Raw genomic sequence first — 24768 nt, 5'->3', positions numbered from 1 at the left:
ATCAGACGGAAAATCAAGCTATTCTATGAAAACCTGATTTATGGGGGCCCAGACTCCGGAATTAGGGGGCCTAGCCGCTTATCGTAAAGGGACTGTCCAATAGGTCTGAAAAGACCTATTGGACAGCCCCTTTTCCCCATTTGTAGCCCTTCTTTACGTTAACGGGCAGGGTAGGGGAGTTGGTGTTGAATGAAAAAGGATATTTTTGGTATAGTTAAGGCTGAAAGTGATTATTTGAGATCATTCCTCGGGGGTATCTATGAAAACCTATATTTACATGGTCAGGCACGGACGATTTGTCAGAATCGTGCCATAACAATTTTGAAAAAAATTCTAAACAAATATAAAGGGCAGAAGGTTGTAATAGGGACTCATGGAGCTGTTATGACATTGATGATGGGGTACTTTGACCGCCAGTATGACTTGGATTTTTTATTAAAGACTTCAAAACCCGATATATACAGGATGGAATTCGATGAAGAAGTATTAATGGAAACAGAGAGATTATGGAAGGCAACTCCTGCGTGATTTAATTTAGCGTATTGCAATTTATCATTACACTAACGAGTAACAATAGTATAATAAGGAATCAGGGGCACAGGGATCCGGGAGCCAAAAAAAATAGGATGGAAGACTATACTATGAAGAAAAAACAACTCGTAGACTGCATCGTTTCGGGTTGTTTTATCATGGCTCTTACTTTTATATTAACTAAACATGACTCAATTGGAATACCAATTCTGATGGCAGGCTTAGGCTTCCAGATCTCAATTATCATTTCAAGGTTGAAACAAGCAAAGTGAAATTAATAATTTAACGTGGAACTTAACAGGGAGCAGTTTGCTACGGCAACTGCTCTTTAAGTGTGAAATGGCAAGACATGAGAGGATTCCAGTAGCGCTGCTTGGAAAATGTGTAGAAACGGGATCGAGTTAAGTTATAAATGGGGTGGCGACGACAAAGTCATCAAATTTAGTAAGGAGGATTAGGAAAACATAATCATAGTGAGGTGAATGATGAAAAATAAGGTGATCTTGCGAGACGTGAACGAAGATGATCTAGCGATATTTTTTGATCAACAATTGGACATGACTGCCAGCTATATGGCTGCCTTTACTGCTAAAGACCCAGCGGACAAGGACGCCTTTAATGCTCATTGGGAAAAAATATTAGATGACGAGAAGATTGCTAAAAAGACCATAATCTTTTACGGACAAGTTGCGGGGCAAGTTTTAAGCTTTGAACAGTTCGGTGAAACAGAAGTCAGCTACTGGATCGGACGAGAATATTGGGCAAAAGGGGTTGCGACTAGGGCACTTTCTCAACTTCTTGACTACGTAAAAATCCGTCCCCTTTATGCTCGTGCAGTGAAAGATAATATAGCTTCAATTCGAGTTTTGGAAAAATGTGGTTTTAAGGTTTGTGGCGAGGACAAGGGCTTCTCCAATGCACGTGCTGAAGAAGTCGAAGAATATATTTTGAAGCTACCGTATTAAGGCAAGCTCTATAATTTTTCACATGAGGAGAGGGTGTAACTTGTGCGCGAAACCTGTGTTCCAACCGGCGTGAAACTTAAAGATAGTGGCTTTGGATACACCTTGTCCTTAATAAGCGGAAAATATAAATTGATCATTATGTATTGGTTGTCTGAAAATAAAGTTATGCGGTTTAATGAGCTAAAGCGAAGTATCGGTACCATTTCCTTTAAAACGCAAAGCATCATGTTAAAAGAGCTGGAGGCAGATGACCTTATCATACGCAAGGAATTTCCCCAAATACCTCCAAAAGTTGAGTATTCATTATCTGAACGCGGTCTTTCTCTCATTCCGGTGCTAAATGTGATGTGCGAATGGGGGGAGAAAAACAATAGGTCAGCTTTGGAGGCTAAACAGCAATAGAGATACCTATTATGTTTAAATCAAAAGAAGTATTCCCTGAACAAGGAAATACTTCTTTTTCATGAATTAATAGCCGACTTTTACATATTGTCAACAAAATTCAAATATTTTAGTGCGCTTTTTTCCAATTCGCTCTCAGACCTCTCATTTTCCGTACCAGGCACATTTTCACCCGGCTCGTTTTCCGTTCCATAAAACGCAAAGAACGAACGATAGTCTGCTTTGCAGTATTGGAAGGTCGTTTCAAACGGAACCAATATTTGTTCTAGCGTATAACGATATTTTCCTTTTTCATTGTAATCTCCTATTTTTATTCCCGCAGAAACACCAAGTGCAACTTTGCGTTTCTTTAATTTGTTGCCTCTGTTCGAACCGTAAGCCCAACCGTAAGCCAATACATCGTCAAGCCATTTTTTAAGGAGAGGCGGGCAGTTAAACCAATATATCGGAAACTGAAATACAAGATTGCCATGCGATTCAACCCATTTTTGTTCTTTTTCCACGTCTATGTTTCCGTCGGGGTAAACCTTATGCAATTCGTGAACAGTATATTTTTCCGGATATTTCATGAGTTCTTCTACCCATCGTTTATTAATGACGGATGTTTCTATGCTAGGATGTGTTACGATTACAAGAGTTTTCAAAGATTTATCCTCCGTATTTTTATTTTTTCTTTTTTTAGTATAAAGATTACACTGTGAATATGTAAGTATGCACTTTTAGTACAGGTACTGTAATAAAGGTAAGTGTCACGCTGCACATACACTTAGTGTTGCTAACAACATTTCTCGATTATTCGACGACCTTTTTTCTGCTTGCCAACACGGCTTGGTTTCAATCGAGGATATCTCACGTATCCACAGAAATAAGTAATGATTGACAGCTCTAATAGTAACGATTACAATCTAAAACATACAAATAGTAATTATTACGATTAAAGTAAAGGGGATGGCGTACATGTTTATTCACGGATGGAGGCAATGAGGCGGAGTGGAAGTTAAATTTATCAAAACGAGCCCAACCCAGAATATGACTATTCTAGTGGAGAGCCGTCTCGTCAGAAATATGTATCCGAAGGTTGCCTCGCGGCTTATGGCTTATGATCATGTCTTCGCTGAGCAAGTAGGATTTATCGAATCGGCGGAAAACGTGAAAGCTTGGGCGAGGCTCCAAATGATGGCAGGGGAGTTTTGCGGGAATGCGACAATGGCTTTGGCCGCGGTAATGGCTTGGAGGCGGCGGCTTCAGTACGGTGAAAGGCTTGAGGTTCCGTTGGAGGTATCAGGAACGAACGAGCTGCTGGTATGCGGAATCGAGGCGACGTCTAACGGCTATTTGTGCCGATTAAAAATGCCGCTACCCCTTGCGATTGACAAAACAACAGTCCTATTGGAAGGGGAACGAACCCCGGTAACAATTATCAAATATCCGGGAATCGTTCATGTCATCGTTAACGTTCGCGAGTTCGACCGGTCGGCCAAGGAAAAGGCACAAGATATGGCAAGGTTGGTAATGCTTCTGCAGGGTGAGGCGGCGCTGGGCGTCATGTTGTACCGGGAGGAATCGAGTGAGCTAGAGCCTCTTGTCTATGTTCCAGGCACGAATACGATGATTTGGGAACGAGGCTGCGGTTCCGGCGTTGCAGCGATCGGCGCGTATGCGGCTCTCGAGGCAGGAAGGGATATTCACTTAGAGATCAAACAACCTGGAGGTGTTGTTCAAGTGTGGGCCCAATGCTTGCATGGCAAACTTGCTGACTTGACGATACAAGGTCATGTCCATATATCCGCCGAAGGAACAGCATTTATTTAACCCGAGAGAGGGATAGAGGTGAATGAATGATCGCAAACGAAGACATCAAGCTTAAATTGGTTGACTATCACGACAATTTCAAAGAAATGTCACGTACATATGACAAATCCGATCAGCACGGCTCCGAATTGGAAGCCTTATTGGATAGGTTCTCTCACTTCGTCACGAATGAAAGCAACAAGGAGGCTTGGAATCGACTGGACCAGCAAGAACTTGGCTTACTTGACGGGTTTGTTTCAGAAATAAGAGAAGCATCGGCATTATGCGTAGCCATGATGGAGAAGTACCGGGCTGTCAGGCTGCGGAGCGGCTACGCTGCTATAGCCGACTATTTTAAAAACATCGAAGCATGCATTGAGAAGGAGTTCGGCGGTTTTTCGATTCTCCCAGAATCGAAAGTGCTGTTAATAGGATCCGGTTCATTCCCCATGACTCCGTTGCTTATCGCAAAACGAACCGGAGCTGAGGTCGTTGGAATCGATATCGATGAAGAAGCCATCACGCTCGGGCGGGAGGTTATAGCTCTGCTAGGGAGCGGTTTACCAATCCGGCTGGAGAACTTGCCGGCGGAGCAGCTCCCGTATGCGAGAGAGGCCACACACATTATTTTCAGTTCGACTGTTGGGAAGAAATACGAGCTGCTTGATCGATTGCATTCGATCACTAATGAACATGTTGTCGTGGCGATGAGATACGGCGATGGATTGAAGTCGTTATTTAATTATCCCATGCAGGAAATAGAGTGGGGCAAATGGAGACTATCGGATCGGATATTGCGTCCGGATCAAATTTTCGATGTCGCGTTGTACACCAAAATCTAGCTTAATGGGAAGAAGGAAGGTTAGAATGCGCAATTTCAAGCGGGTGCTCATAGCGGGAACGGGCCCTTCGTCCGTTCAGTTGGCGATCAGTCTGAAAAAAATATTGAATTGCGATATTGGAATCTCGGGAAGAAGGTCCGCCCGCGCGCAACATTTTTTTACTTCGCTCCGGCAGTCCGGCCGGCTCCTTCGCGCAAGCGTTCAGAACGACAACCATCATCGGATGGCGGGGGAATGTTCTGCTGACTATGTGTTCGAGGGATACGAAAACGTCGAGGGGTCCTGGGACACGCTCATCCTATCGGTGACGACGGATGCCTATCTCGAAGTAATGAAACAATTGCCCGACTCGGTTGTGAAGCAGCTGGCTTGCGTGGTGCTGATTTCCCCTACTCTAGGTTCCAATACGCTGGTCAGCGGATATATGAAATCCATACATGCGAACGGGGAGGTCGTAAGCTGCTCTACTTATTATGGCGATACGCGCTGGATACACGACGCACCTTCTGGGCATGTCATTACGGCTGCTGTGAAAAAGAGGATATACCTCGGATCAACTTGTTACCAGTCTGTGAACATCGATATCCTTTCCCATGCGTTCGATCGGCTGGGAATCGTTGCTGCTGAGATGGAGACGCCGGTTGAAGCGGAAACAAGAAATATATCTTTGTACGTGCATCCGCCTCTTTTTATGAATGACTTTTCTTTGAGAGCCGTTTTCGATGAACCGGATCGCATAAAGTACGTGTACAAAATGTACCCGGAAGGTCCGATTACGCAGCATCTCATTCGAGACATGCTAGCCCAGTGGAAAGAAATCTTGAATATTTTAAAGGCATTGAACATCAAAGGCATTAATTTGCTCCAATTTATGACGGATGATAACTATCCGGTTCGGTCGGAAAGCTTATCCCGCCATGACATCGACAATTTCGACCGGGTTGGGACGATTCACCAAGAGTACCTTCTGTACATACGTTACGCCTCATTATTGATCGATCCGTTCTCCGAACCGGACGAGGCCGGCAAGTATTTCGACTTCTCGGCGGTTCCGTTCAGGAAATCATTTATTAATCGCGATGGCCGCTTAGACATTCCACGAATGCCCAAGGAAGATTATTATCGGCTAAAAATCATACAAGGCATCGCGCGGCATTTGAAGGTAGGCTGTCCGACTATTGATCGCTTTCTTCGTGCGTATGAAACAAAAATCGCGGAGGTCGCGGAGTCTCTTAAAGGCAGACCATTATCCCAGGCATTCGCCGTTCAACAATTTCATGAAGACGTAAACATCATTTGCAGCAGCATACACTAGGAGGCAATTATTGTGAAGAAGAACAGGTTGAAGAGTATGTTGCTTATATTTACCATCTCCCTTTCGTTGCTCGCAGGCTGCAACACGGGAAACCGTGCCGGCGGTGGAGAAGGGGATGCCGGAACGAAGGCAGAGCTGACTTACGCGTCAGCCAAAGATATTAACAATATGAATCCTCATTTGTATACGGGTTCCATGCCGGCTCAAGGCATGATGTACGAATCTCTCGTCGAGAACACCAAAGAGGGAATAAAGCCTTTGCTAGCCGAATCATGGGACATTTCCGAGGATGGAAAGGTGTATACATTTCATTTGAAGCAGGGCGTGAAGTTCCATGATGGGGAGCCGTTCAATGCGGATGCGGTGAAACTGAACTTCCAGGCGGTGCTTGGTAACTCGGAGAAGCATGCTTGGATCAAGTTGTCGACGAAGATCGTGAACATAGAGGCAGCAGATGAATATTTGTTCGTGCTTACGTTATCAGAGCCGTATTATCCGACCTTAGTCGAATTATCTATGACCCGACCCTTCGTGTTCCTGTCGCCCAAAGATTTCAAAAATGGCGACACAAAAGACGGCGTGAACGGCTTCCACGGCACAGGGCCGTATCAGCTATCCGAGCACAAGCTCGATGAATATGCCGTATTCGAAGCCAACGAAGCCTATTGGGGCGGTGCTCCCTCGATTAAAACCATCACATCCAAAGTACTTCCGTCCGGAGAAACGACATTCTTGGCGCTACAGAAAGGAGAGGTCGATTTCGTTTTCACGGACGACAGGGGGGCGGACAGCATCGATATGGAGGCTATGAACCGGCTCGTCGAATCCGGCAGCTATCAGCTGGTTCGAAGCGAAGCCATGAACACGAAGATGATCGTGGCGAACAGCAGCAGGACGGAGAACCCCGCCAGCGAGACCGCCGTGCGTGAAGCCATCTGGCATGCCATTGACCGGGAGACGATTAGTAACGACATCTTGGAAGGCACGGAAAAGCCGGCCGATCGGCTGTTCTCGGAGAACGTGAACTACGCCGATATCGAGTTGGAAATGAGAGACTATGACTTGGATCAAGCCCAAGAACTGCTAGATGTAGCGGGCTGGACAATGCCGGAGGACGGAGCGGTCAGGCAGAAGGACGGAAAAAAGCTGTCCATGAGCCTATATTACGACAGCAACTCGCCTTCCCAAAAAACGCAAGCCGAGTTCATCCAAAGTTCCTTGACCACGATCGGTGTCCGGCTAGAACTCATAGGCGAAGAATCGGCTTCTATCGCAAGTCGCAGAGCGTCGGGCGATTACGACTTGTTATTCAATCAAACCTGGGGATTGGCTTACGATCCGCAGAGCACCATCTCGGCGTTCACTGCGGCGTCTTCTTATTTCCACGCGACGAGCGGCATTGCGCAGCACGATGAGCTATACCAAAAAATAGACGGGGTGATGGGTTCCATGGATGAAGAGTCGCGCCAAGCGCTGTATGCGGATATCATGCGAATCGTTCACGACGAAGCCGTGTTCATTCCGATCACGAACGGCAGCGTCACCGTGATCGCTCCAAAAGAGTTAAAAGGCATCTCTTTCAAGCAAACCCAGTTCGAGCTTCCATTCGAGCGGATGAGCTATTAACCGATTCTTAGAAAGGAAGCAGCCATGATTCCCTATATTGCTCGCAGGCTAGTCCTTGCGCTTCCTCTGCTCGTCGTCGTTTCATTTGTCACCTTCATTCTGATCCGGCTTTCTCCTATGGATCCGGCCGAGGTCATCCTGCGGGCGCAAGAAACGCCGCAGCTCACCGACGAATTAATCGAGCAGACAAAAGAAGAGCTGGGGCTGAATCAACCCTTTCTTATTCAGTTTGCCAAATGGCTGATCTCCTGCATGCGGCTAGACTTCGGGGATTCGTATGTGTCGGGACAACCGGTATGGTCGATGATTGGCCCAGCGTTTGTAAATACGTTATTTTTGACGCTTATTTCATCCTTTTCCATTATTTTATTGTCTACTTTGCTTGGCGTCGCGTGCGCGCTGAGAGAAGGGACGTTCGCCGATAAATCGGCAAGGGGAATATCCTTCCTCTTGACAGCCGTACCTTCGTACGGGTTAGCATCCGTTCTGATCTGGCTCTTCTCCGTGAAGCTGGACTGGCTTCCGACCAGCGGCATGGATTCGTACAAAAGCTACGTCCTTCCCGTTGTCGTCATCACCGTCGGTTATGTCGGCATTTATTTCAGAACGGTGAGAAGCTCGGTATTAAGCAACAAGAACGAAGACTATGTACTGTACGGGAGGGCATGCGGTTTATCCGAAAAAACGATCACTCTCCACATCCTCAGAAATTCCTTGCAAGTAGCGATTTCGATATTTTGTATGGCGATTCCGATCATTCTGGGCAGCACGGTCGTGATAGAAAATGTATTTGCGTGGCCTGGGCTTGGCAGACTCAGCATAAAAGCCATTCTTAGCAGGGACTTTCCCGTCATACAAGCCTATGTGCTTATCGTGGCTGTTGCTTTCGTCGTCATCAATACCGTGTCGGACATCGTCAACGCCGCGCTGAATCCTAAGCTTAGAAAGGATGTCCCATGACATTAATCAGAAATTTGATGAACGATAGATGGGCTGCTGCGTCCATATTCGTCATTGCGATAACGCTGCTGGCTGGCGCATTTGCCCCCTGGATTGCACCCCATGACCCGTTTGCGGTGAATATGAAGCTGCGATTTGCCCCGGTGTCGTGGCAATATTGGCTAGGCAACGATCATCTGGGGCGCTGCGTGTTATCCCGAATCCTGTATGGCATTCGTCCCAGCGTCTTGTGGGTATTGGCCACGCTGGCGGTTTCCGTTCTGATCGGGTCAGCTATCGGCTTTGTGGCAGGTTATTTTAAAGGGAAAACGGATGCCGTTCTGATGAGGATCTGCGATGTGATGCTTTCCTTCCCGGGATATGTCATGACCTTGGCGATCGTCGGGATGCTGGGGCCGGGACTCGAACATATACTTCTGGCGTTTCTCGTGATGAAATGGGCTTGGTTCGCCAGAGTTATCAGAACCTCCGTCATGCAATATTCGGAGGCGGACTACGTAAGATTCTCCAAGGCTATCGGCATCCGGAGTCGGAGCATCCTGCTTAGCCATGTCTTTCCTCGCGTGCTTCCAGACATCGCCGTTATTTCGAGCGGCTCGATTTGCTCGATGATTTTGCAGGTGTCGGGACTCTCGTTTCTCGGCCTGGGCATTCAGGCTCCGCACGCGGAATGGGGGATGATGATGAACGAGGCGAGGGAGGTCATGTTCTCCAGACCGGAGTTTATGCTTGCGCCTGGCCTAGCCATCGTGATCGTCGTATCGGCGTTTAATTTTCTAGCCGACTCCCTTCAGGTCGCGCTGGATCCTAAGCTCATGACGCGAAGCATCAGGCGTCGATCGAAAGAGGTGAAACGGACATCGTATGAGTATATTAGAGGTTGAAAATCTTAATGTATGGGACGGGGAGACGGGGCGCTCGATCGTTCGGGGCAGCAACTTTCGGCTGCAGAAAGGCCAATGCTTGGCCATTGTCGGCGAAAGCGGGAGCGGCAAGTCGATGACCTGCAAGTCCATCATGCGGTTAAACCGGGACCCGATCCGACAGTCCGGACGTATTTCATTGAAAGGAGAAGACATCAGCCGTCTCACCGAACCAGAGATGCGGAAGAAAAGAGGTAAAAACCTCTGCATGATCGTTCAGAACGGAATGACCGCGTTCGATCCAACGTGCGTCATCGGTGTTCATATGCGGGAGACTCTTCATACGCATTTCGGCTGGAACAAGACCGAAGTCGAAGAAACCATGAAAAAAACGATGGAAAGCGTCATGCTGCAGCATCCGCTCGATCTGATGAACAAATACCCGCATCAATTGTCGGGCGGTATGCTGCAGCGTGTCATGATCGCTTTGGCACTGGCGCTAATGCCGGACGTTATCATCGCCGACGAGCCGACGACGGCGCTTGACGCGATCTCGCAGTTTGAAGTCATGGAGCAGTTCATGCAATTGCGTGAACGGATGGGCTGCTCTATGCTCTTCGTCTCCCATGACCTGGGCGTTGTGAAGAAAATAGCCGATGAAGTCATCGTCATGAAAGATGGAGAGATTGTGGATCAGGGGAGTATGGGAACTGTCTTGGCCGGCGGAAGCCATTCCTATACGCAATACTTGATCTCTTCGCGCTTGGCGTTAGGGAATAATTTTTATTCCATCATGGAAGGAGAGGCTTAATTGCTTAAGGTGGAGGGGGTCGCAAAGTCATACCGGACCGGCAATTTGTTCGCTCAAAAAAGTCGGCATATTTTAAAAGACGTGAGCTTCGATTGTAGGCACGGCGAATGCCTCGGCATCATTGGGGAAAGCGGGAGCGGCAAGTCGACGCTCGGACGGCTCATATTGGGAATCGAAAAACCCAATCGGGGAACGATTCGGCTAGATGGCAAGGATATAGGGGATCGGAATTCGCGAATAGGCCGCATAAGCGCCGTATTCCAGGATTATAGATCTTCCCTGAATCCTTTTTTTACGGTCGAGCAGGCCATCATGGAACCTATGAAAACCGTGAATCGGGCAACTCGCATGCTACAAGGCAAGGTCGAAGAATTGCTGCAGCTCGTCGGCTTGAATCCTTCCTACCGATCTAGGTACCCCCACGAATTGTCGGGAGGTGAAGCGCAAAGAGTCTGCATCGCTAGGGCAATATCGACCGAGCCTCCATACCTTTTACTGGACGAGGCGGTCAGCTCGCTGGACATTTCGGTTCAGGCGCAGGTGTTGGAGTTATTGAAGACATTAAAGAACCGGAACAAAATGAGCTACATTTTTATTACGCACGATATTCAAGCCGCTGCCTATCTTTGCGACAGAATCATGATCTTCCGTTGCGGACAGATCGAAGAGATCGTCGAAACGAAGAGGCTGCGGGATGTTCGTTCGGCATACGCAAGGAAATTATTGGAGTCTTCGATATGTTTTAATGATTAGGGGAGAGTAGGCCATGCGCGGAGCTTTGTCATTTCCGTTTTTGCGTTTATACGCGCTGGCGCTGTTGTTCTTTAGCGGCAACGCGATTCTGAACGTCATTATTCCGCTCAAGGGAGAATCGCTCGGAGCAAGCAATACAACCATCGGTTTGATTATGGGTGCCTATTTGTTTACGACCATGTTCTTTCGCCCGTGGGCGGGAAGCATCATTCAACGGCATGGGTCGATCAAAGTACTTCGTACGATTCTGATCATCAACGGATTTGCATTAATTCTGTACACATTTACCGGGTTGTCAGGCTATTTGGTCGCCCGAATGCTGCAAGGAGTGTCTACCGCTTTCTTCTCTATGGCGCTGCAGATCAGCATTATCGACGCGCTGCCGGAGAAGGATCGTTCGCAAGGCATTTCTCTCTATTCTCTGTTTACGTACATGCCGGGAATAGCGGGACCGCTGTTGGCTCTAGGCCTTTGGGAGAACGGTGGGATAAACGCTTTTGCGATCGTTATGGTTTCCATCGCTGTATTGACAGGCGTATTCGGTTACGGCGCCAAGATAGCCCGAAGCCCGGAAACGCCCGAGTCTCCGATGAACCCAAGCGTCCGGCAAGGTTCGAACATGATTCAATCGTTAGGAGAGCTTGTTAAAAATCCTTTTTTGCTCAAATGTAGCGTGATGATGCTGTCAGCTTCCCTCGTCTTCGGCGCCGTTACCGCCTTTGTTCCGCTGTATTCAGAGGAAGTACCCGGCGGCAGTGCCGGCATCTATTTGATGCTTCAGGCGGGAACCGTAGTACTAGCCAGGTTTGCGCTTCGAAAGAAAATTCCTTCGGACGGCAAGTGGCATACAACATATATGGCGTGCACGATGCTGATGCTGGCGGTAGCGTCGCAAAGCGTCGGCTTAGCCGATATAGGCGGCGTCCTCTTTTTTTACCTAGGCGCAGTACTGATGGGAGCTGCCCAGGCCATTCTCTACCCGAGCCTGATGACCTATTTGTCCTTTGTTCTGCCACAGCTGAACCGAAATGTATTGATGGGCATATTTATCGCTTCGGCCGATCTCGGCGTATCCCTAGGCGGTATATTGATGGGCCCGGTAGCCGATTTCTTCTCGTATTCGTTTATGTATACCATTTGTGCGCTTTTGAGCTCAGCGATGATTCTAGTTGCAATCGATCAAAGGGAGATGTGGAGTAGACTTAGTAAGAAAAAGATCGGAGTTTCGAAAAAAGAACGGGGGTGATGAACATTCGCATTATTCAGTCGACATGGCTATTTATACACGGTGAAAGAACATCTTCTTGAACCTCTGTTGTCGTGTAGAAGCAAATTAATGGGCAGTTCCAGTGAGATGAGAGAACCACTCATGTGTTTATGTTCGCCGTAAGCCCCTAACTATTTTCTCGTCCACATTACCGCATGTGTTTCGGGGGCATGCCCCAACCAGCCTAAATATGGGTTAACAAGTAGGAGGATAAACGGAATAGCTCTCAAGATCAAAGTCTCACAAGCAGGATAATTCCAACCATATAGAGAATTATCAAATCTGTGAAACATGCTGTAATATTCATTGAGGGGGATCTTTTTTGATCATTAAAGCTGTTTTTGTGGATCGCGATGGAACTTTAGGTGGGAATGGTCACTTCATTCATCCTCGAGATTTTGAGTTATTCCCTTCATCATTAGCAGCACTGGAGTTATTAAAAGATCATGGAATTAAAATATTTGCCCTTACTAATCAACACAACATCACTAAAGGCCTAGCGACGGAATTAGAATTTCAAAAAGAATTTGAAAGCTATGGATTTGATGCGGCATATATATGTCCACATGAGCCAGAGGAGGGCTGTGAGTGTCATAAGCCAAGACCTGGTATGCTTCAAAAAGCTGCAGCTGAGCATGAACTAGATCTGACTCAATGTGCTGTTATTGGTGACGTGGGTTCAACAGATATGCTTGCAGCTGCCGCAGTAGGAGCCAAAAGAATCCTTGTAGAGACAGGCTGGGGTAAGCAGTCTTTGGAAAAATACCGTCACAAGTGGTATGAGCAAGCATCACCAGATTTTGTAGCGATGGACCTCTTCGATGCTGCAAAATGGCTAGTTGGCAGGAGCCGTAAAAATCAAGAATCGATATGATGCAATTAAAATGAAATGTATGATTGTGACACAAGCTGCCAGAGGACAAGAACATGTATTTATTAAAATCCACGCGGTGCGTGGTTTTTTTATTTTATAGATATAAGTTCTTGTCCTTTCCCGAGGACAAGAACTAATATCCATTGCTGATTCTGAAGATTCTTCGGTTAAAAGGAATGCTAATATAACAACAACAATATATTTAATTTAGGAAAATTTTTATTGCAAAACGATAAATTACGTGTTAAAGTCAAATCAAAATTAATAATAAGTGAGGGGCTTTTATGGAACGAGGAACTACACTGTTTTTAAAGGTAGCTGTTATTATTATTGGAATCCCGGTTCTTGCTTTGTGCATATTTTTGGTGCCAGAGATAGCGAATTTTGCGGCAGAATTGTATCCAGATCATACTTTTTTGAAATATCTCGTTTTAATCGATTTGTATGCAACGGCGATACCTTTTTACTATGCTTTGTACCAAGCTTTTAAACTCTTAGGCTATATTGACAGGAACAAAGCTTTCTCGGAATTATCTGTAAGCGTTTTAAAGAATATAAAATACTGTGCTATCACAATCAGTAGCTTGTTTGTGGTAGGAATGCCACTCTTCTACCTCATAGCGGAGAAAGATGATGCTCCAGGTATCATAGTAATCGGAATGGTCTTGATCTTCGCATCCATGGTGATTGCCGTTTTTGCTGCTGTTCTCCAAAAGCTTTTAAAAGAGGCAATTGATATAAAATCAGAAAATGATTTGACGGTCTGAGGTGAATAACATGGCGATTATAATCAATATTGATGTGATGTTGGCTAAAAGAAAAATGAGCGTAACAGAACTTTCGGAGAGGGTTGGAATAACAATGGCTAACCTTTCTATATTGAAAAATGGAAAGGCAAAAGCGATTCGATTATCAACTTTAGAGGCGATTTGTAAGGCTTTAGAATGTCAGCCTGGAGATATATTAGAATACAAAAGTGACGCAAACACCACCATTATCGGTTAATGTAAGTAGTGATAGTGCTCCAACAAACATTGATGAGCAGGCGCTATGGTTGCCTGCTTTCTTTTTATTAACTAACGGGCAGAAATGCGAAGCAATAGCGGCATGTGAATATCGAAAATCAGGATCTTGTTTTACTAATTATGGTAAAAACTATTCGGAGCCAACTGTATGTTTATATGGAAAATAACTCTACACATGAGTAGAGTTATTTTTTTTGCATTTTTAACTGCTTGTCTCGTCGTTTCGATTAAAATATTGGACAATAAAATCTCTGAAACTGCGAGCCGCCATGGAAAGGTAACGTTTGTTATGCCATACGATTTGGAAATGGCGTTGGCAAACAGGATATTCGATGGACAGTAGATGAAGAGGGGAATTCGGTCCTCCGCAATTACCGACCAGCGCAATACCCAGTCCTGCGGAGATAAGTTTGGCAATAGCAGACGGTTCGTCGACCCTGCAAACGTAATTCGGAGATATTCCTGCCGTATGGAAGAAATCATCATTCATTTTTTGAAAATGATACCCTTCTTTATAACCGATAAACGGCTCATCAGCCACCTGGTTTAAGCGGATGATCGGAAGACCCGCTAAACGATGCGCTGGAGGAACGGCCAAATAAACATCTTCGTTTAATACGGACAACGCACTGAAATCCGGCCTTTCCATAGGCAATGGGGTAAAGCAAATATCGACTTCACCGACTTCAATGAGATGAGCCATCTCTTCCATCGAAGCCTGAGTGATCCGAAAGTTGACATTCGGATGAAGAGAGAGGAAAGCGTTCAAAGGTTCCGATAAACGATCTAGAGTCGATGTAGCCAAATGAATGCTCCCGTGCTCCAAGCCTGCGAGATCGGATACTTCCTTTTGTCCCTCTTCCAATAGGGTGAGGGCCGCCTCCACTTTATTCAAAAACGCTTTGCCGAACGCATTGAGCCGAATTTTCCTGCCATCACGGTCAAATAGAGGCACCCCCACATCCTTCTCCAAGCGGGCGATCGTCTTGCTGAGAGCGGGTTGCGCGATCCGCAGATCTTGTGCAGCTTTCGTCATATGTTCCATTCTAGCTACCGTACGAAAATACTGCAGCTGCAGCAGCTCCATCTTCGGCCTCCTTATATACTCAAGGGAATGAATGATATAGAGTAAGATGTATTTTTATTTATCAATTATCCGATATATGATAATTCTACGCAAGCGGAATACAAACTTCCCGGGAAGAATTGCTTGCCATTCGAATAAAGTGTGCGGAACCCCAGCCTACAGAAAGCGAGATGAAGAAGTGGAAACCGGAGTGCAACAGCAAGCAGGAGAACGCTTGATTCGAATTCTCGCATTCACGCTTGTCGTCTCTGTGATGAGTGCGACGATGTTCAATATCGTATTGCCCGAGATTCGCGCTGAATTTCAGCTTTCCTTACCGCAAGTGAGCTGGGTTACGTCAGCCTTTCTGCTGATCTATGCTATCGGTACCGTAATCTATGGGAAGCTGGCGGACATCTACAAGCTCAAAAATTTGCTGACGTTCGGTCTGATCTTTTTTGCGTTCGGATCCATGATCGGCCTAACTGCCCAAGCTTACTGGATGGTTCTGCTAGGCCGAATTTTGCAAGGGGTGGGGGCAGCGGTCGTTCCGGCAACGGCCGGCATTATTCCGGTTCGATATTTTCCCCAGGAGAGTCGGGGGCGGGCACTCGGGATATCGATGACCGGTTTGGCGATCGGCGGTGCAATCGGCCCGATCATTGCTACTTTGTTGGTTAGTGTCGTTCATTGGCGATGGCTGTTCTGCATGCCTCTCTTGACCCTATTGGCATTGCCGTATTACCGCAAATATTTGGATGATGAGCATGGAAAAGCAGACAACATCGATTGGTTAGGTGGGGGACTTCTCGCCGGAACGGCTGCGCTGCTTCTGCTTGCGATCACGAACAAAGCGTGGGTGCCTGCAGTAGGTTGTCTGGTATTGTTTATCATGTTTATGGCTAGAATCCGCCTCGCGGTGAACCCGTTCATCCGGCTTGAGCTCTTCTGTAATAAAAGCTACTCCCTTGTGCTGACGTTTGCATTTCTGACGACCGGAATCGGGTACTCGCTAGCTTTTCTAAGCCCGCAGCTGTTATCCCAAGTCAATCATTTGGCTCCTGGCTTGGTCGGTTTCACATTGGTTCCGGCTGCCGTCACGACTGCGATTCTAGGGCGGAAAGCAGGTAAACTAGCGGATGAAAAAGGGAATCCACGCCTTTTCTACACAGCTTCCGCGTTGCTATTAACCTGTTTCGTTCTATTGTCTTCCTTTGCGGGAATTTCCCCCGTTTATGTGGCCATCTTTCTAATCTTCGGCAATGTGGGGCAATCGTTCATGATGATAGCATTGTCCAATACAATTTCCCGGTCGCTGCCAAAGGAACAGACGGGAGTCGGAATGGGACTACTTGCAACGCTTAACTTCATTGCCGGGGCCGTTTCCGCAGGCGTTTATAGCACGACGGTCGACCAAGGCGCAAGTTCCGGTTGGAATGCGGTGAATTCGCATCCGAACGCGTTCGCTTACAGCAACATTTATCTGGTTCTTGCCATCTTGCACGTAATGATTTTATTACTCTATTATTATCAATTCGGCAGAGTCGAGCGCAGGAGAAAAACAGCATGACGTCGACTTTGTTTTGAAGCATAAAATCACCTCAATAGCATTCTTATCAAATAACCAAGGAGGATTATCCTATGAGAGCAGCAGCATTTACTTCGTTTGGAGGACCGGAAGTCATGAGAGTGATGGAGGTACCGGATCCACAGGCTGGTCCGGGTCAAGTTAGGGTCCGCGTGAAAACGGCCGGCGTACAGCATTACGATTGCGCTGTTCGCGGAGGTTGGACGCCAGCTTATGGGATTGCGGTGAATTTTCCGCAAATTCCGGGCAATGAATTCGCAGGAATCGTCGATCAGGTTGGGGAAAGGGTAACCGGATTCTCGAAGGGCAGCGAAGTGCTCGGCTTCGCAATATTGAATTGCTACGCCGAATATGTGGTTGTCAGCGCCGACCAAATCGTGAGCAAGCCCCAGACCATGTCTTGGGAAGAAGCAGGCGGGTTGACCGGCAACGGTCAGGGTGCTTACATCGCCTTGAAAGCGATCGGTGTTGAACCGGGCGAAACCGTTCTGATCAACGGTGCGGCCGGCTCCCTAGGCGCTTTTGCCGTACAGCTGGCGAAGGAGTGGGGAGCGAAGACAATAATCGGCACCGCTAGCGAGAGCAACCATGACTATATTCGATCTCTGGGCGCCATACCGGTTACGTATGAGGAAGGATTGGCCGGGCGGCTCCGGGAGCTCGCACCGGACGGCATCGACGCCGCTTTCGATACAGCCGGGGGAGAAGGACTCCGGGCTGCGGTGGAATTGGTACGAGACAAGAACCGCATCTGTACTTTCTTCGCCTACGACCTTATTGAGGAGCTTGGCCTTCGCATCGTCATTGGCGAACGCTCGGCAACCCGCCTTGCAGAGCTGGTGGATCTTCATACAAAAGGCAAGCTTCTCATCCATATCAGGCAGGCCTTCCCGCTGGACCGAGCGGACGATGCGCACCGGGCCATCGAATCTAGGCACGGCCGCGGGAAAATTGTTCTTATGATTGATTAAGCGGTTTATTTTCTATAGTTGCTCCGCCATATATTCTGGTGAGTGCAGCATTTCATTTTATGCCTAATCCACCACTCTACGATTCCAACGAAAGCTGAGGCCATAGGGGCGGATAGCATTGGACAACGTGAAATCTAAGGTAATCATCATTACTGGAGCATCCAGTGAAATAGGGGAAGCCACAGCCAAGTTATTGGCCTAAAAGGGAGCTAAGGTCGTATTGGCGGCAAGAAGAGCGGATCGTCTGCTAGCCATCGTTAATGAAATTGAACAAGAAGGTGGAGAATCTGTTTATATTAAGGCGGATGTTATCTCATCCGAGGATATGCAGAAAGTGGCACAGCTTGCCTTGAAGCAGAATGGTCGTATCGATGTGGTGAACAATGCTGGGACGTATTTCGGAATCAGAACAGCAATTCATTACCCAAGACAATGGTCGATGGATATCATTAGGGCTTGTTGTTGGTGAGAAACATAAAGGTTGAATGAGCCACTCTAAAGCTGAGTGGCTCTTTTTTTTGTATTATCAACAATCTAAAATGTCCAGCAATAAGGGATAGTATCAGAGAAGCTGACACCACTTATTAAGGCAGGTTAACTGGAAACGTCCGATCGGTATATTAATGTTGTTGACACGACACCAAATGGTGACCTATAATAAAAGTGTCACTAAATGGTGTCCAATTAGGAATTAGTCAATTGGAGAGGTTTGAACCTGATTGAGAAGGACGTGAAGTTAACGGCTGTCCCTAGGTAATAATATTTAGGAGAGGGTGTTGTGAGCGAAAACAACCAGTTGCGGGATGTGTTTGACGCGATTGCAGATCCAACTAGACGCCGACTGATTCGACTGTTAGCAGAGGCAGATGAGATACCGCTTCATGAATTAACGGAACAGTTTCAAATGGGCCGTACAGCGGTTTCCAAGCATTTGACAATTCTTAAAGAGGCCGGACTGGTAATTGATCGAAAAGTCGGAAGAGAAACACGATTTAGACTAAACGCCTCTCCACTCAGAGAAATTCAAGATTGGTTGGCTTTCTACAGCAAGTTTTGGAGTGCGAATATGTTGCGCTTGAACCAACTATTAGAGGAGGAAGAAGAATGAGTTTAACATTATCCTTGGATTTTCAGTACACGTCATCGATCGAGAAGGTTTGATCCGCCTTAACCGATTCAAGCAAGCTTGCCAAGTGGGTGGTCAACATCCAAACCAGTCAGGCGATGGAAAATGATTTTAAGCCCGTTGTAGGACACCGTTTTCAGTTTCGCACTCAGCCTTCCGAATGGTGGGATGGAATTATTGACGGCGAAGTGCTTATCGTGGACGCACCAAACCGGGTGTCCTATACTTGGGCCAGCGGAGGGGAGAAGCATACGGTCACCTGGACGCTGCAGGATTTAGGTGACGGAAAGGTTAACCTTCATCTCGAACAAACCGGATTCGCAAATGCTCAAGGACTCGAAGGCGCTAAGTATGGCTGGGGTAAATGGTGCGGCGAGCTTAAAAAGGTAGTGGAACAATAAGCGCATTCGGCGCTAAAACATCTCCTTCCCCCATTCCAAATGAATGGGTACGATAGTTGAACCCTGCTTGACACGAATCAACATAAACCGGCTGCCTGTAGTTTGAAGCCGGTTTATGTCTACTTCGGACAATCTGACAAGTTCTTGTCGTTTCGGGTCAAGGCAGGATAAATGGTAAAATGTGAATATAAGTAGAAATTAACACGTTCGGAAGGATGTTAGGCATGAGCGAATCTAATCAGGAGTATATCGTAATATCGGGTGCGAGGGAAAACAATCTCAAGAACGTATCCTTGCGGATTCCCAAGCGGAAGATCACGATCTTCACCGGAGTATCCGGATCCGGCAAGTCATCGATCGTTTTCGATACGATCGCAGCAGAATCCACGCGATTGCTGAATGAGAACTTCAGCATGTTCGTTCGCAATTTCCTGCCCCGCGTTCCACAGCCGGATACGGACGCCATCGAGAACCTGAGCATGGCTGTAATTGTGGATCAGAAACGACTGGGCGGTGGTTCCCATTCCACGATGGGCACGATTACCGATATCTCTCCCATACTGCGTCTTCTCTTCTCCCGAGTGGGTCAGCCCTATGTTGGACAAGCGCACATGTTCTCGTTTAACGATCCGCAAGGCATGTGTCCCGAGTGCAGCGGTATTGGTCGCAGGCTGGGCGTCGACATGAGCAAAGCAGTGGACATGTCAAAGTCGTTGAATGAAGGGGCTATTACGCTGCCGGACTATTCGGTGAACGGTTGGGAGTGGAACATGATCGTGCAGTCGGGGGACTACGATCTCGACAAGAAGCTGTGCGATTATCCGGAAGAGGAACTGGAGCAACTGCTGTACGCCAAGGCAAGGAAAGTGAAAATGGATTTCGCCGGTAAGGCAACGAATATTACAGTGGAAGGCGTCATTGAGAAGTTCACCAACAAATACATCAAGCAGGATGTGAAGACGAAGTCCGAGCGCACACAAAAAGCAGTAGCGCCGTACATTTCGGAAGGTCCCTGCTCCAGCTGCCGCGGTGCGAGACTCAGTCAGGCCACGCTCAGCTGCAGGATCAATGGACTCAACATTGCGGAGTTGTCCTCCATGGAGGTCGGGCAGCTCATCCGCGTCATTCGGGAGATTGACAATCCTGTCGCTGCGCCGGTCGTCAAGTCGCTGACGGAGCGGCTGCAGCATCTGGTGGATATCGGACTTGACTACTTGACGCTGGACCGTGAGACTGATACATTGTCCGGCGGCGAGTCGCAGCGCGTCAAGATGGTGAAGCACCTGAGCGGCAGTCTGGTGGATGTCACTTACATTTTCGATGAGCCCAGCGTTGGCTTGCACCCCCGTGACGTACACCGGTTAAATGAATTGCTGCAGAAGCTGCGCGACAAGGGCAATACCGTGATTGTCGTCGAGCATGATCCCGATGTGATCAAGTTGGCGGATCATATCGTCGACGTCGGGCCTCACGCCGGCAGCCGCGGCGGTACCATCGTATATGAAGGAAGCTTCCAAGGCCTGCTTGAGGCAGGTACATTGACAGGCACCCATATGAAGCGGCCGCTCAAGCTGAAGCACGATTGCAGGCAGCCATCCGGCAAGCTGTCCATCAAGGATGCCACACTGCACAACCTACAGAATGTGAGTGTGGATATTCCAACCGGAGTGCTGACAGTCGTTACGGGTGTCGCCGGCTCGGGCAAGAGTACGCTGATTAACGAAGTATTCCTCAGCAAGCATCCGGATGCGATCGTCATTGACCAATCAGCGGTAGGAGTGTCAACGCGCTCGAATTCCGCGACCTATACGGGCATTATGGATGATGTTCGCAAGGCGTTTGCTTCCGCTAACAAGGTGGGACAAGGCTTGTTCAGCTTCAACTCCAAAGGGGCTTGCGAGAACTGCCAAGGGCTGGGCGTTGTGTATACGGACCTTGCATTCCTCGATAGCGTGAAGCTGCCATGCGAAGTATGCGGAGGTAGACGGTTCAAGGAAGAGGTGCTCGCGTACAAGCTGAACGGCAAGTCAATTGCAGAAGTGCTGGAGATGACTGTAGAGCAGGCATTGGATTTTTTTCAGCTAAAAGAGGTTGTTCGTAAGCTCCAGGCGATGAGTGATGTGGGGCTGAACTATATTACACTCGGCCAACCGCTCAGCACGCTTTCAGGCGGGGAGTGCCAGCGCATCAAGCTGGCAAGCGAGCTGCATAAGAAGGGCAGCATCTACGTGATGGACGAGCCGACGACCGGACTACATATGTCAGATATCGGTCACCTTCTGGGGATCATGAACCGCCTCGTGGATGCCGGCAATACGGTGATCGTCATCGAGCACAACCTCGATGTGATCAGCCAAGCGGATTGGATCATCGATATGGGACCGGACGGGGGCAGCAAGGGCGGCCAGTTGGTGTTCGAGGGCACACCTCCGCAGATCATCCTTGCGGAGCAGTCGATCACGGGAAGATACTTGATGTAATCATCAAATCCACTTTAGTAATGTATGGAATTCGTAATTTCGTATTATAACAAGAACATACTAAAGGTTAAACTTTCGTAGCAGATAATTGCTCTTCAGCGAAATGTATCAATGGCGGCAAAATGGTGCCAGTACGCGATGTCAATTTGCCGGAGCTAGGCGTCGTGTTGACGAAAAATAAGGAAGTGTTGGCAACAGGCGCTAGCGCAGCTTTTTTGGGCAATCCTGCAGTCTCCGTTGCATGGGCGGTAAACAAGTTAGGCGAAGTCGGTGAAGGGCTGCGCAAGGGTGATATCATTCTGATCGGGACGATTACAGAAGCGATTTCCTTCGTGCCAGGGGATACGATCCAAGTCCAATTCGCACAACTTGGTAGCGTGTCTTTAAGTTATAAGTAAGCGACGTTGTAGCGGATGTAGGGGTTGATCTACAAGTAGGGAATTCTACTTGTGGATCAGCCCTTTTTGTCGTTGCTAGGGATGTATAGCCAAATGACATTCCCAAGCCAAAGCGTTTTTCATACGGATGTTCAAGGTTTATTGGAAAAGCTTTAATAGTTTCACAGATTAACCTTACGTAACCAGCACGCTGAATATGTCGGAAAATCCGCCTATCAACCTATATCGACCTGCCATTTTAGGGCTATTCTATTATTTTTACTAGATTATGGATCATTTCCTATTCGCTATTCGTATAAAAAATAGACTAAACCCTAAGGAGGTTCAAATGAAAAAATCAATATCCAGGATACTGGCAGCAGTGCTTGTGCTAACGCTGCTTGTCCCGGCCGGAGCGATGGCTGCCGGTCAAAGTGGCGGACCTGCCTATGAAGACACACGAAAGGCGGCGGCGGAGAAAGCAGCGCTGCTGACGGACACTTTCGGCACGACAAGCGTTCAATTTGCACTAATCGATCATGGCAGCATTGTCGTATCCGGTCAATCCGGTCGGAATGACGAGAAAGGGAAGCAGCCGCTGACGGCGAAAACGATGTACGGCATCGGGTCGACGAGCAAGATGTTCGTAACGGCAGCCGTAATGAAGCTGGCAGACGAGGGAAAAGTCAATCTGGATAAGCCTGTCATTAACTACATCCCAGAATTTACAATGAAAGATGAGCGGTACAAGCAGATCACGCCGCGTATGCTGCTCAATCATTCCGCCGGTCTTATCGGATCGACGCTGACCAACGCTTTTTTATTCGAAGACAACGATACCTATGCTCACGATTCGCTTCTGGATCAATTAGCGAACCAAAAGCTCAAGGCCGATCCCGGTGCTTTTTCGGTTTATTGCAACGACTGTTTTACATTAGCTGAAATTCTGGTAGAGAAAGTAAGTGGCATGGACTATACCTCTTTTATCCATAAGCATTTTACTGAACCGCTCGGCATGTCCGATACGAAGACGCCGCTGGATCAGCCTGACGTATCCGGGATGGCGGGACTCTACTTTCCTTCCTATAAGGAACAGTTGCCGAACGAGTCAGTTAACGTCATCGGTACAGGCGGCATCTATTCCACGGCGGAAGACCTGGCCCGATTCTCGCAAATTTTCACGGGACAAGCCACCGGCACCCTCTCCGAGGAATCCGTAAAGGCGATGGAACAAGAGGAATACAAGAAAGGCCTATGGCCCGAAGAGGCGGACACGTCAGTGAGCTACGGGCTCGGTTGGGACAGCGTCACCTTGTTCCCGTTCGGCGATTACGGTATCAAGGCGCTTACAAAAGGCGGCGACACGATTCTGTATCACGCATCGCTCGTCGTCCTTCCCGAACATAACATGGCGGCTGCGGTGCTCTCTTCCGGCGGATCTAGTACAACAAATCAACTGCTCGCGAATGATATGCTGCTTCATGCGCTGAAAGAGAAAGGAATCATTACCGAATTTAAGCCCGAGAAATCCTATGGCAAACCGACAGCAGCACAGATGCCGCAGGAATTGCTGAAGAACGCGGGGCTATACGGTATGACCAGCCAGTTGATCAAAGCGGATATCGGTCAAACCGGTGAAATGACGCTGTCTTATCTGCAAATGCCTGACTACCCGGCCGAGAAATATGTCTATACGGCAGACGGTTCTTTCGTAAGTGCGGACGGGAATACGAAGGTCAGCTTCGTGACGGAGGAGAATGGACGTACCTATTTGTGGACCAGACAATATATCGCAATCCCCGGGCTTGGCCAGACGGCCTTGTCGCATTATTCGGCGGAGAAGCTCGCATCCCACGACATCCCGGAAGAAACGGCAGCGGCCTGGATACCACGCGACGGCAAGAAATATTACCCGATCAATGAGAAATATACATCTGTGGCGTACATGATCATACCCGCCCTTCAAGTGAATTTGTCCAAGGAAGCACCCGGCTATATATCCGACAAAAAGATAATAGGCCCGAACGCAGCTTTCAGCGATTTGCAAATTCCGGCGATGAACGGCAGAGACACGTCGGACTATAACTTCTTCACGCAGGACGGGACCGAGTATCTTGAAGTCGCTGGCAACCTGTTTGTGCACGAAGATGCAGTGAAGCCCGTTTACCCCGGTCAAAAGTCGTCGGTCACCATTCAGGCGAGCGGCCACGCGAAGTGGTATACGTTGTCCGAGAAGACCGCGGGCAAGACCCTGAAGGTGAAGATGCCGACAACCGGCTCATTCGCGATCTACGACGAGAAAGGCACTTGTACATTCTTCAGCATCATTAGCAGGGATCAAAAGGTTGTTCTCCCCGAGAAAGGCACCCTTGTTTTTGCGGGTGAAACCGGGACGAAGTTTGAACTTTCGTTAAAATAAATCGGCGAACGTTTGAGTGTTAGAACGAGGCGATTAACCAAGTAAGTTTGCCTTGGCAGCTGTAATACAGTCTTTCGATAATTTCAACTCTTCTGAGGGATCACTCCGGCAGTTGTTCGATCATAGCAAGAAGTGCCAGAAGTAATGGGCCAAACTAAGTATAGCCGCCAATAAAATGGCGGCTTATTTGATTCAGCGGAATCAGAAACAATAAAGACTCAATAAAGCGCAGCTTTGCGAAGCAAATAAGAGGAGCACTTTGCTGATATGCTCCCTTTAATTATTAAGCTAATGGGCAGTAATTTCGAATAAGAC

At 47.8% G+C, this 24768-nt stretch carries 21 protein-coding genes and 4 pseudogenes; 23 read left to right on the top strand and 2 right to left on the bottom strand.

Features of this window, described 5'->3' with window-relative positions; genetic code table 11:
* Window positions 1–279 precede the first annotated feature (279 nt).
* The 3 genes and pseudogenes from HI950_RS29310 to HI950_RS29300 all read left to right on the top strand — a co-directional run.
* A pseudogene (locus HI950_RS29310) lies at window positions 280–528 on the top strand (histidine phosphatase family protein); the annotation flags it as partial.
* 485 nt (window positions 529–1013) lie between these two features.
* Entirely contained in the window at window positions 1014–1496 is a 483-nt protein-coding gene (locus tag HI950_RS29305; RefSeq protein WP_169089173.1) for a GNAT family N-acetyltransferase, read from the top strand.
* A gap of 42 nt (window positions 1497–1538) precedes the next feature.
* Complete coding sequence (locus HI950_RS29300) at window positions 1539–1898, top strand: winged helix-turn-helix transcriptional regulator (protein ID WP_169089171.1); 360 nt, start codon at window positions 1539–1541, stop codon at window positions 1896–1898.
* 80 nt (window positions 1899–1978) lie between these two features.
* On the opposite strand, the gene HI950_RS29295 is transcribed toward HI950_RS29300, so the two are convergent.
* Entirely contained in the window at window positions 1979–2542 is a 564-nt protein-coding gene (locus tag HI950_RS29295; RefSeq protein WP_169089169.1) for an NAD(P)H-dependent oxidoreductase, read from the bottom strand.
* A 346-nt stretch (window positions 2543–2888) separates the two neighbouring features.
* Here HI950_RS29295 and HI950_RS29290 point away from each other — a divergent pair, with 346 nt between their 5' ends.
* The 12 genes from HI950_RS29290 (at window position 2889) to HI950_RS29235 (ending at window position 14005) form a co-directional block, all read left to right on the top strand.
* A complete protein-coding gene (locus HI950_RS29290) occupies window positions 2889–3710 on the top strand; it encodes a histidine racemase CntK family protein (RefSeq protein ID WP_169089167.1) in 822 nt (273 codons plus the stop codon).
* Between the two features lie 26 nt (window positions 3711–3736).
* Window positions 3737–4531: a class I SAM-dependent methyltransferase gene (locus HI950_RS29285; protein WP_169089165.1), complete on the top strand. Its 795-nt coding sequence runs from the start codon at window positions 3737–3739 to the stop codon at window positions 4529–4531.
* 25 nt (window positions 4532–4556) lie between these two features.
* Window positions 4557–5846, top strand: coding sequence for an opine metallophore biosynthesis dehydrogenase (locus tag HI950_RS29280; RefSeq protein ID WP_169089162.1), 1290 nt, complete (start codon window positions 4557–4559; stop codon window positions 5844–5846).
* 12 nt (window positions 5847–5858) lie between these two features.
* Window positions 5859–7472 carry a staphylopine-dependent metal ABC transporter substrate-binding lipoprotein gene (gene cntA / locus HI950_RS29275; protein WP_411268158.1) on the top strand — a complete coding sequence of 538 codons (1614 nt, stop codon included), beginning with the start codon at window positions 5859–5861 and terminating at the stop codon, window positions 7470–7472.
* 24 nt (window positions 7473–7496) lie between these two features.
* Complete coding sequence (opp1B, locus tag HI950_RS29270) at window positions 7497–8432, top strand: nickel/cobalt ABC transporter permease (RefSeq protein WP_169089160.1); 936 nt, start codon at window positions 7497–7499, stop codon at window positions 8430–8432.
* On the top strand, window positions 8429–9316 hold the full coding sequence (gene cntC, locus HI950_RS29265) for a staphylopine uptake ABC transporter permease subunit CntC (RefSeq protein WP_169089158.1): 888 nt from the start codon (window positions 8429–8431) through the stop codon (window positions 9314–9316). Before opp1B ends, cntC begins: the two co-directional genes overlap by 4 nt.
* Window positions 9297–10106 carry a staphylopine uptake ABC transporter ATP-binding protein CntD gene (gene cntD / locus HI950_RS29260; protein WP_169089156.1) on the top strand — a complete coding sequence of 270 codons (810 nt, stop codon included), beginning with the start codon at window positions 9297–9299 and terminating at the stop codon, window positions 10104–10106. The genes cntC and cntD overlap by 20 nt, the downstream gene beginning before the upstream one ends.
* Window positions 10107–10859: an ABC transporter ATP-binding protein gene (locus HI950_RS29255; RefSeq protein ID WP_169089154.1), complete on the top strand. Its 753-nt coding sequence runs from the start codon at window positions 10107–10109 to the stop codon at window positions 10857–10859.
* Window positions 10860–10872: 13 nt separating this feature from the next.
* Window positions 10873–12105, top strand: a complete 1233-nt coding sequence (gene cntE / locus HI950_RS29250; protein WP_169089152.1) for a staphylopine family metallophore export MFS transporter CntE — start codon at window positions 10873–10875, stop codon at window positions 12103–12105.
* 343 nt (window positions 12106–12448) lie between these two features.
* Window positions 12449–13000, top strand: coding sequence for an HAD-IIIA family hydrolase (locus tag HI950_RS29245; protein WP_169089150.1), 552 nt, complete (start codon window positions 12449–12451; stop codon window positions 12998–13000).
* Between the two features lie 284 nt (window positions 13001–13284).
* Entirely contained in the window at window positions 13285–13767 is a 483-nt protein-coding gene (locus HI950_RS29240) for a DUF2975 domain-containing protein (RefSeq protein ID WP_169089148.1), read from the top strand.
* 10 nt (window positions 13768–13777) lie between these two features.
* Entirely contained in the window at window positions 13778–14005 is a 228-nt protein-coding gene (locus tag HI950_RS29235; RefSeq protein WP_169089146.1) for a helix-turn-helix domain-containing protein, read from the top strand.
* 222 nt (window positions 14006–14227) lie between these two features.
* On the opposite strand, the gene HI950_RS29230 is transcribed toward HI950_RS29235, so the two are convergent.
* On the bottom strand, window positions 14228–15112 hold the full coding sequence (locus tag HI950_RS29230; protein WP_169089144.1) for a LysR family transcriptional regulator: 885 nt from the start codon (window positions 15110–15112) through the stop codon (window positions 14228–14230).
* 178 nt (window positions 15113–15290) lie between these two features.
* On the opposite strand from HI950_RS29230, the gene HI950_RS29225 reads away from it, so the two are divergent.
* The 8 genes and pseudogenes from HI950_RS29225 to HI950_RS29190 all read left to right on the top strand — a co-directional run bounded on the left by HI950_RS29225 (window position 15291) and on the right by HI950_RS29190 (window position 24453).
* Window positions 15291–16661, top strand: coding sequence for an MFS transporter (locus tag HI950_RS29225; RefSeq protein ID WP_169089142.1), 1371 nt, complete (start codon window positions 15291–15293; stop codon window positions 16659–16661).
* A gap of 71 nt (window positions 16662–16732) precedes the next feature.
* Window positions 16733–17650 (top strand): NADP-dependent oxidoreductase, encoded by a 918-nt coding sequence (locus HI950_RS29220; protein ID WP_169089140.1) that lies wholly within the window; start codon window positions 16733–16735, stop codon window positions 17648–17650.
* Between the two features lie 214 nt (window positions 17651–17864).
* A pseudogene (locus HI950_RS37165) lies at window positions 17865–18119 on the top strand (SDR family NAD(P)-dependent oxidoreductase); the annotation flags it as partial.
* Window positions 18120–18428: 309 nt separating this feature from the next.
* Complete coding sequence (locus HI950_RS29210; RefSeq protein ID WP_169089138.1) at window positions 18429–18758, top strand: ArsR/SmtB family transcription factor; 330 nt, start codon at window positions 18429–18431, stop codon at window positions 18756–18758.
* A pseudogene (locus HI950_RS29205) lies at window positions 18755–19177 on the top strand (SRPBCC family protein). Before HI950_RS29210 ends, HI950_RS29205 begins: the two are co-directional and overlap by 4 nt.
* A gap of 224 nt (window positions 19178–19401) precedes the next feature.
* On the top strand, window positions 19402–21657 hold the full coding sequence (locus tag HI950_RS29200; protein ID WP_169089136.1) for an ATP-binding cassette domain-containing protein: 2256 nt from the start codon (window positions 19402–19404) through the stop codon (window positions 21655–21657).
* Between the two features lie 92 nt (window positions 21658–21749).
* Window positions 21750–22055: pseudogene (locus tag HI950_RS29195) on the top strand (fumarylacetoacetate hydrolase family protein); the annotation flags it as partial.
* A 328-nt stretch (window positions 22056–22383) separates the two neighbouring features.
* Window positions 22384–24453, top strand: a complete 2070-nt coding sequence (locus HI950_RS29190; RefSeq protein ID WP_169089132.1) for a serine hydrolase domain-containing protein — start codon at window positions 22384–22386, stop codon at window positions 24451–24453.
* Window positions 24454–24768: the final 315 nt, after the last annotated feature.

This window comes from Paenibacillus sp. PL91 (assembly GCF_012935325.2).
GTDB lineage: Bacteria > Bacillota > Bacilli > Paenibacillales > Paenibacillaceae > Pristimantibacillus.
This window is presented reverse-complemented; position numbering and strand designations above follow the sequence as displayed.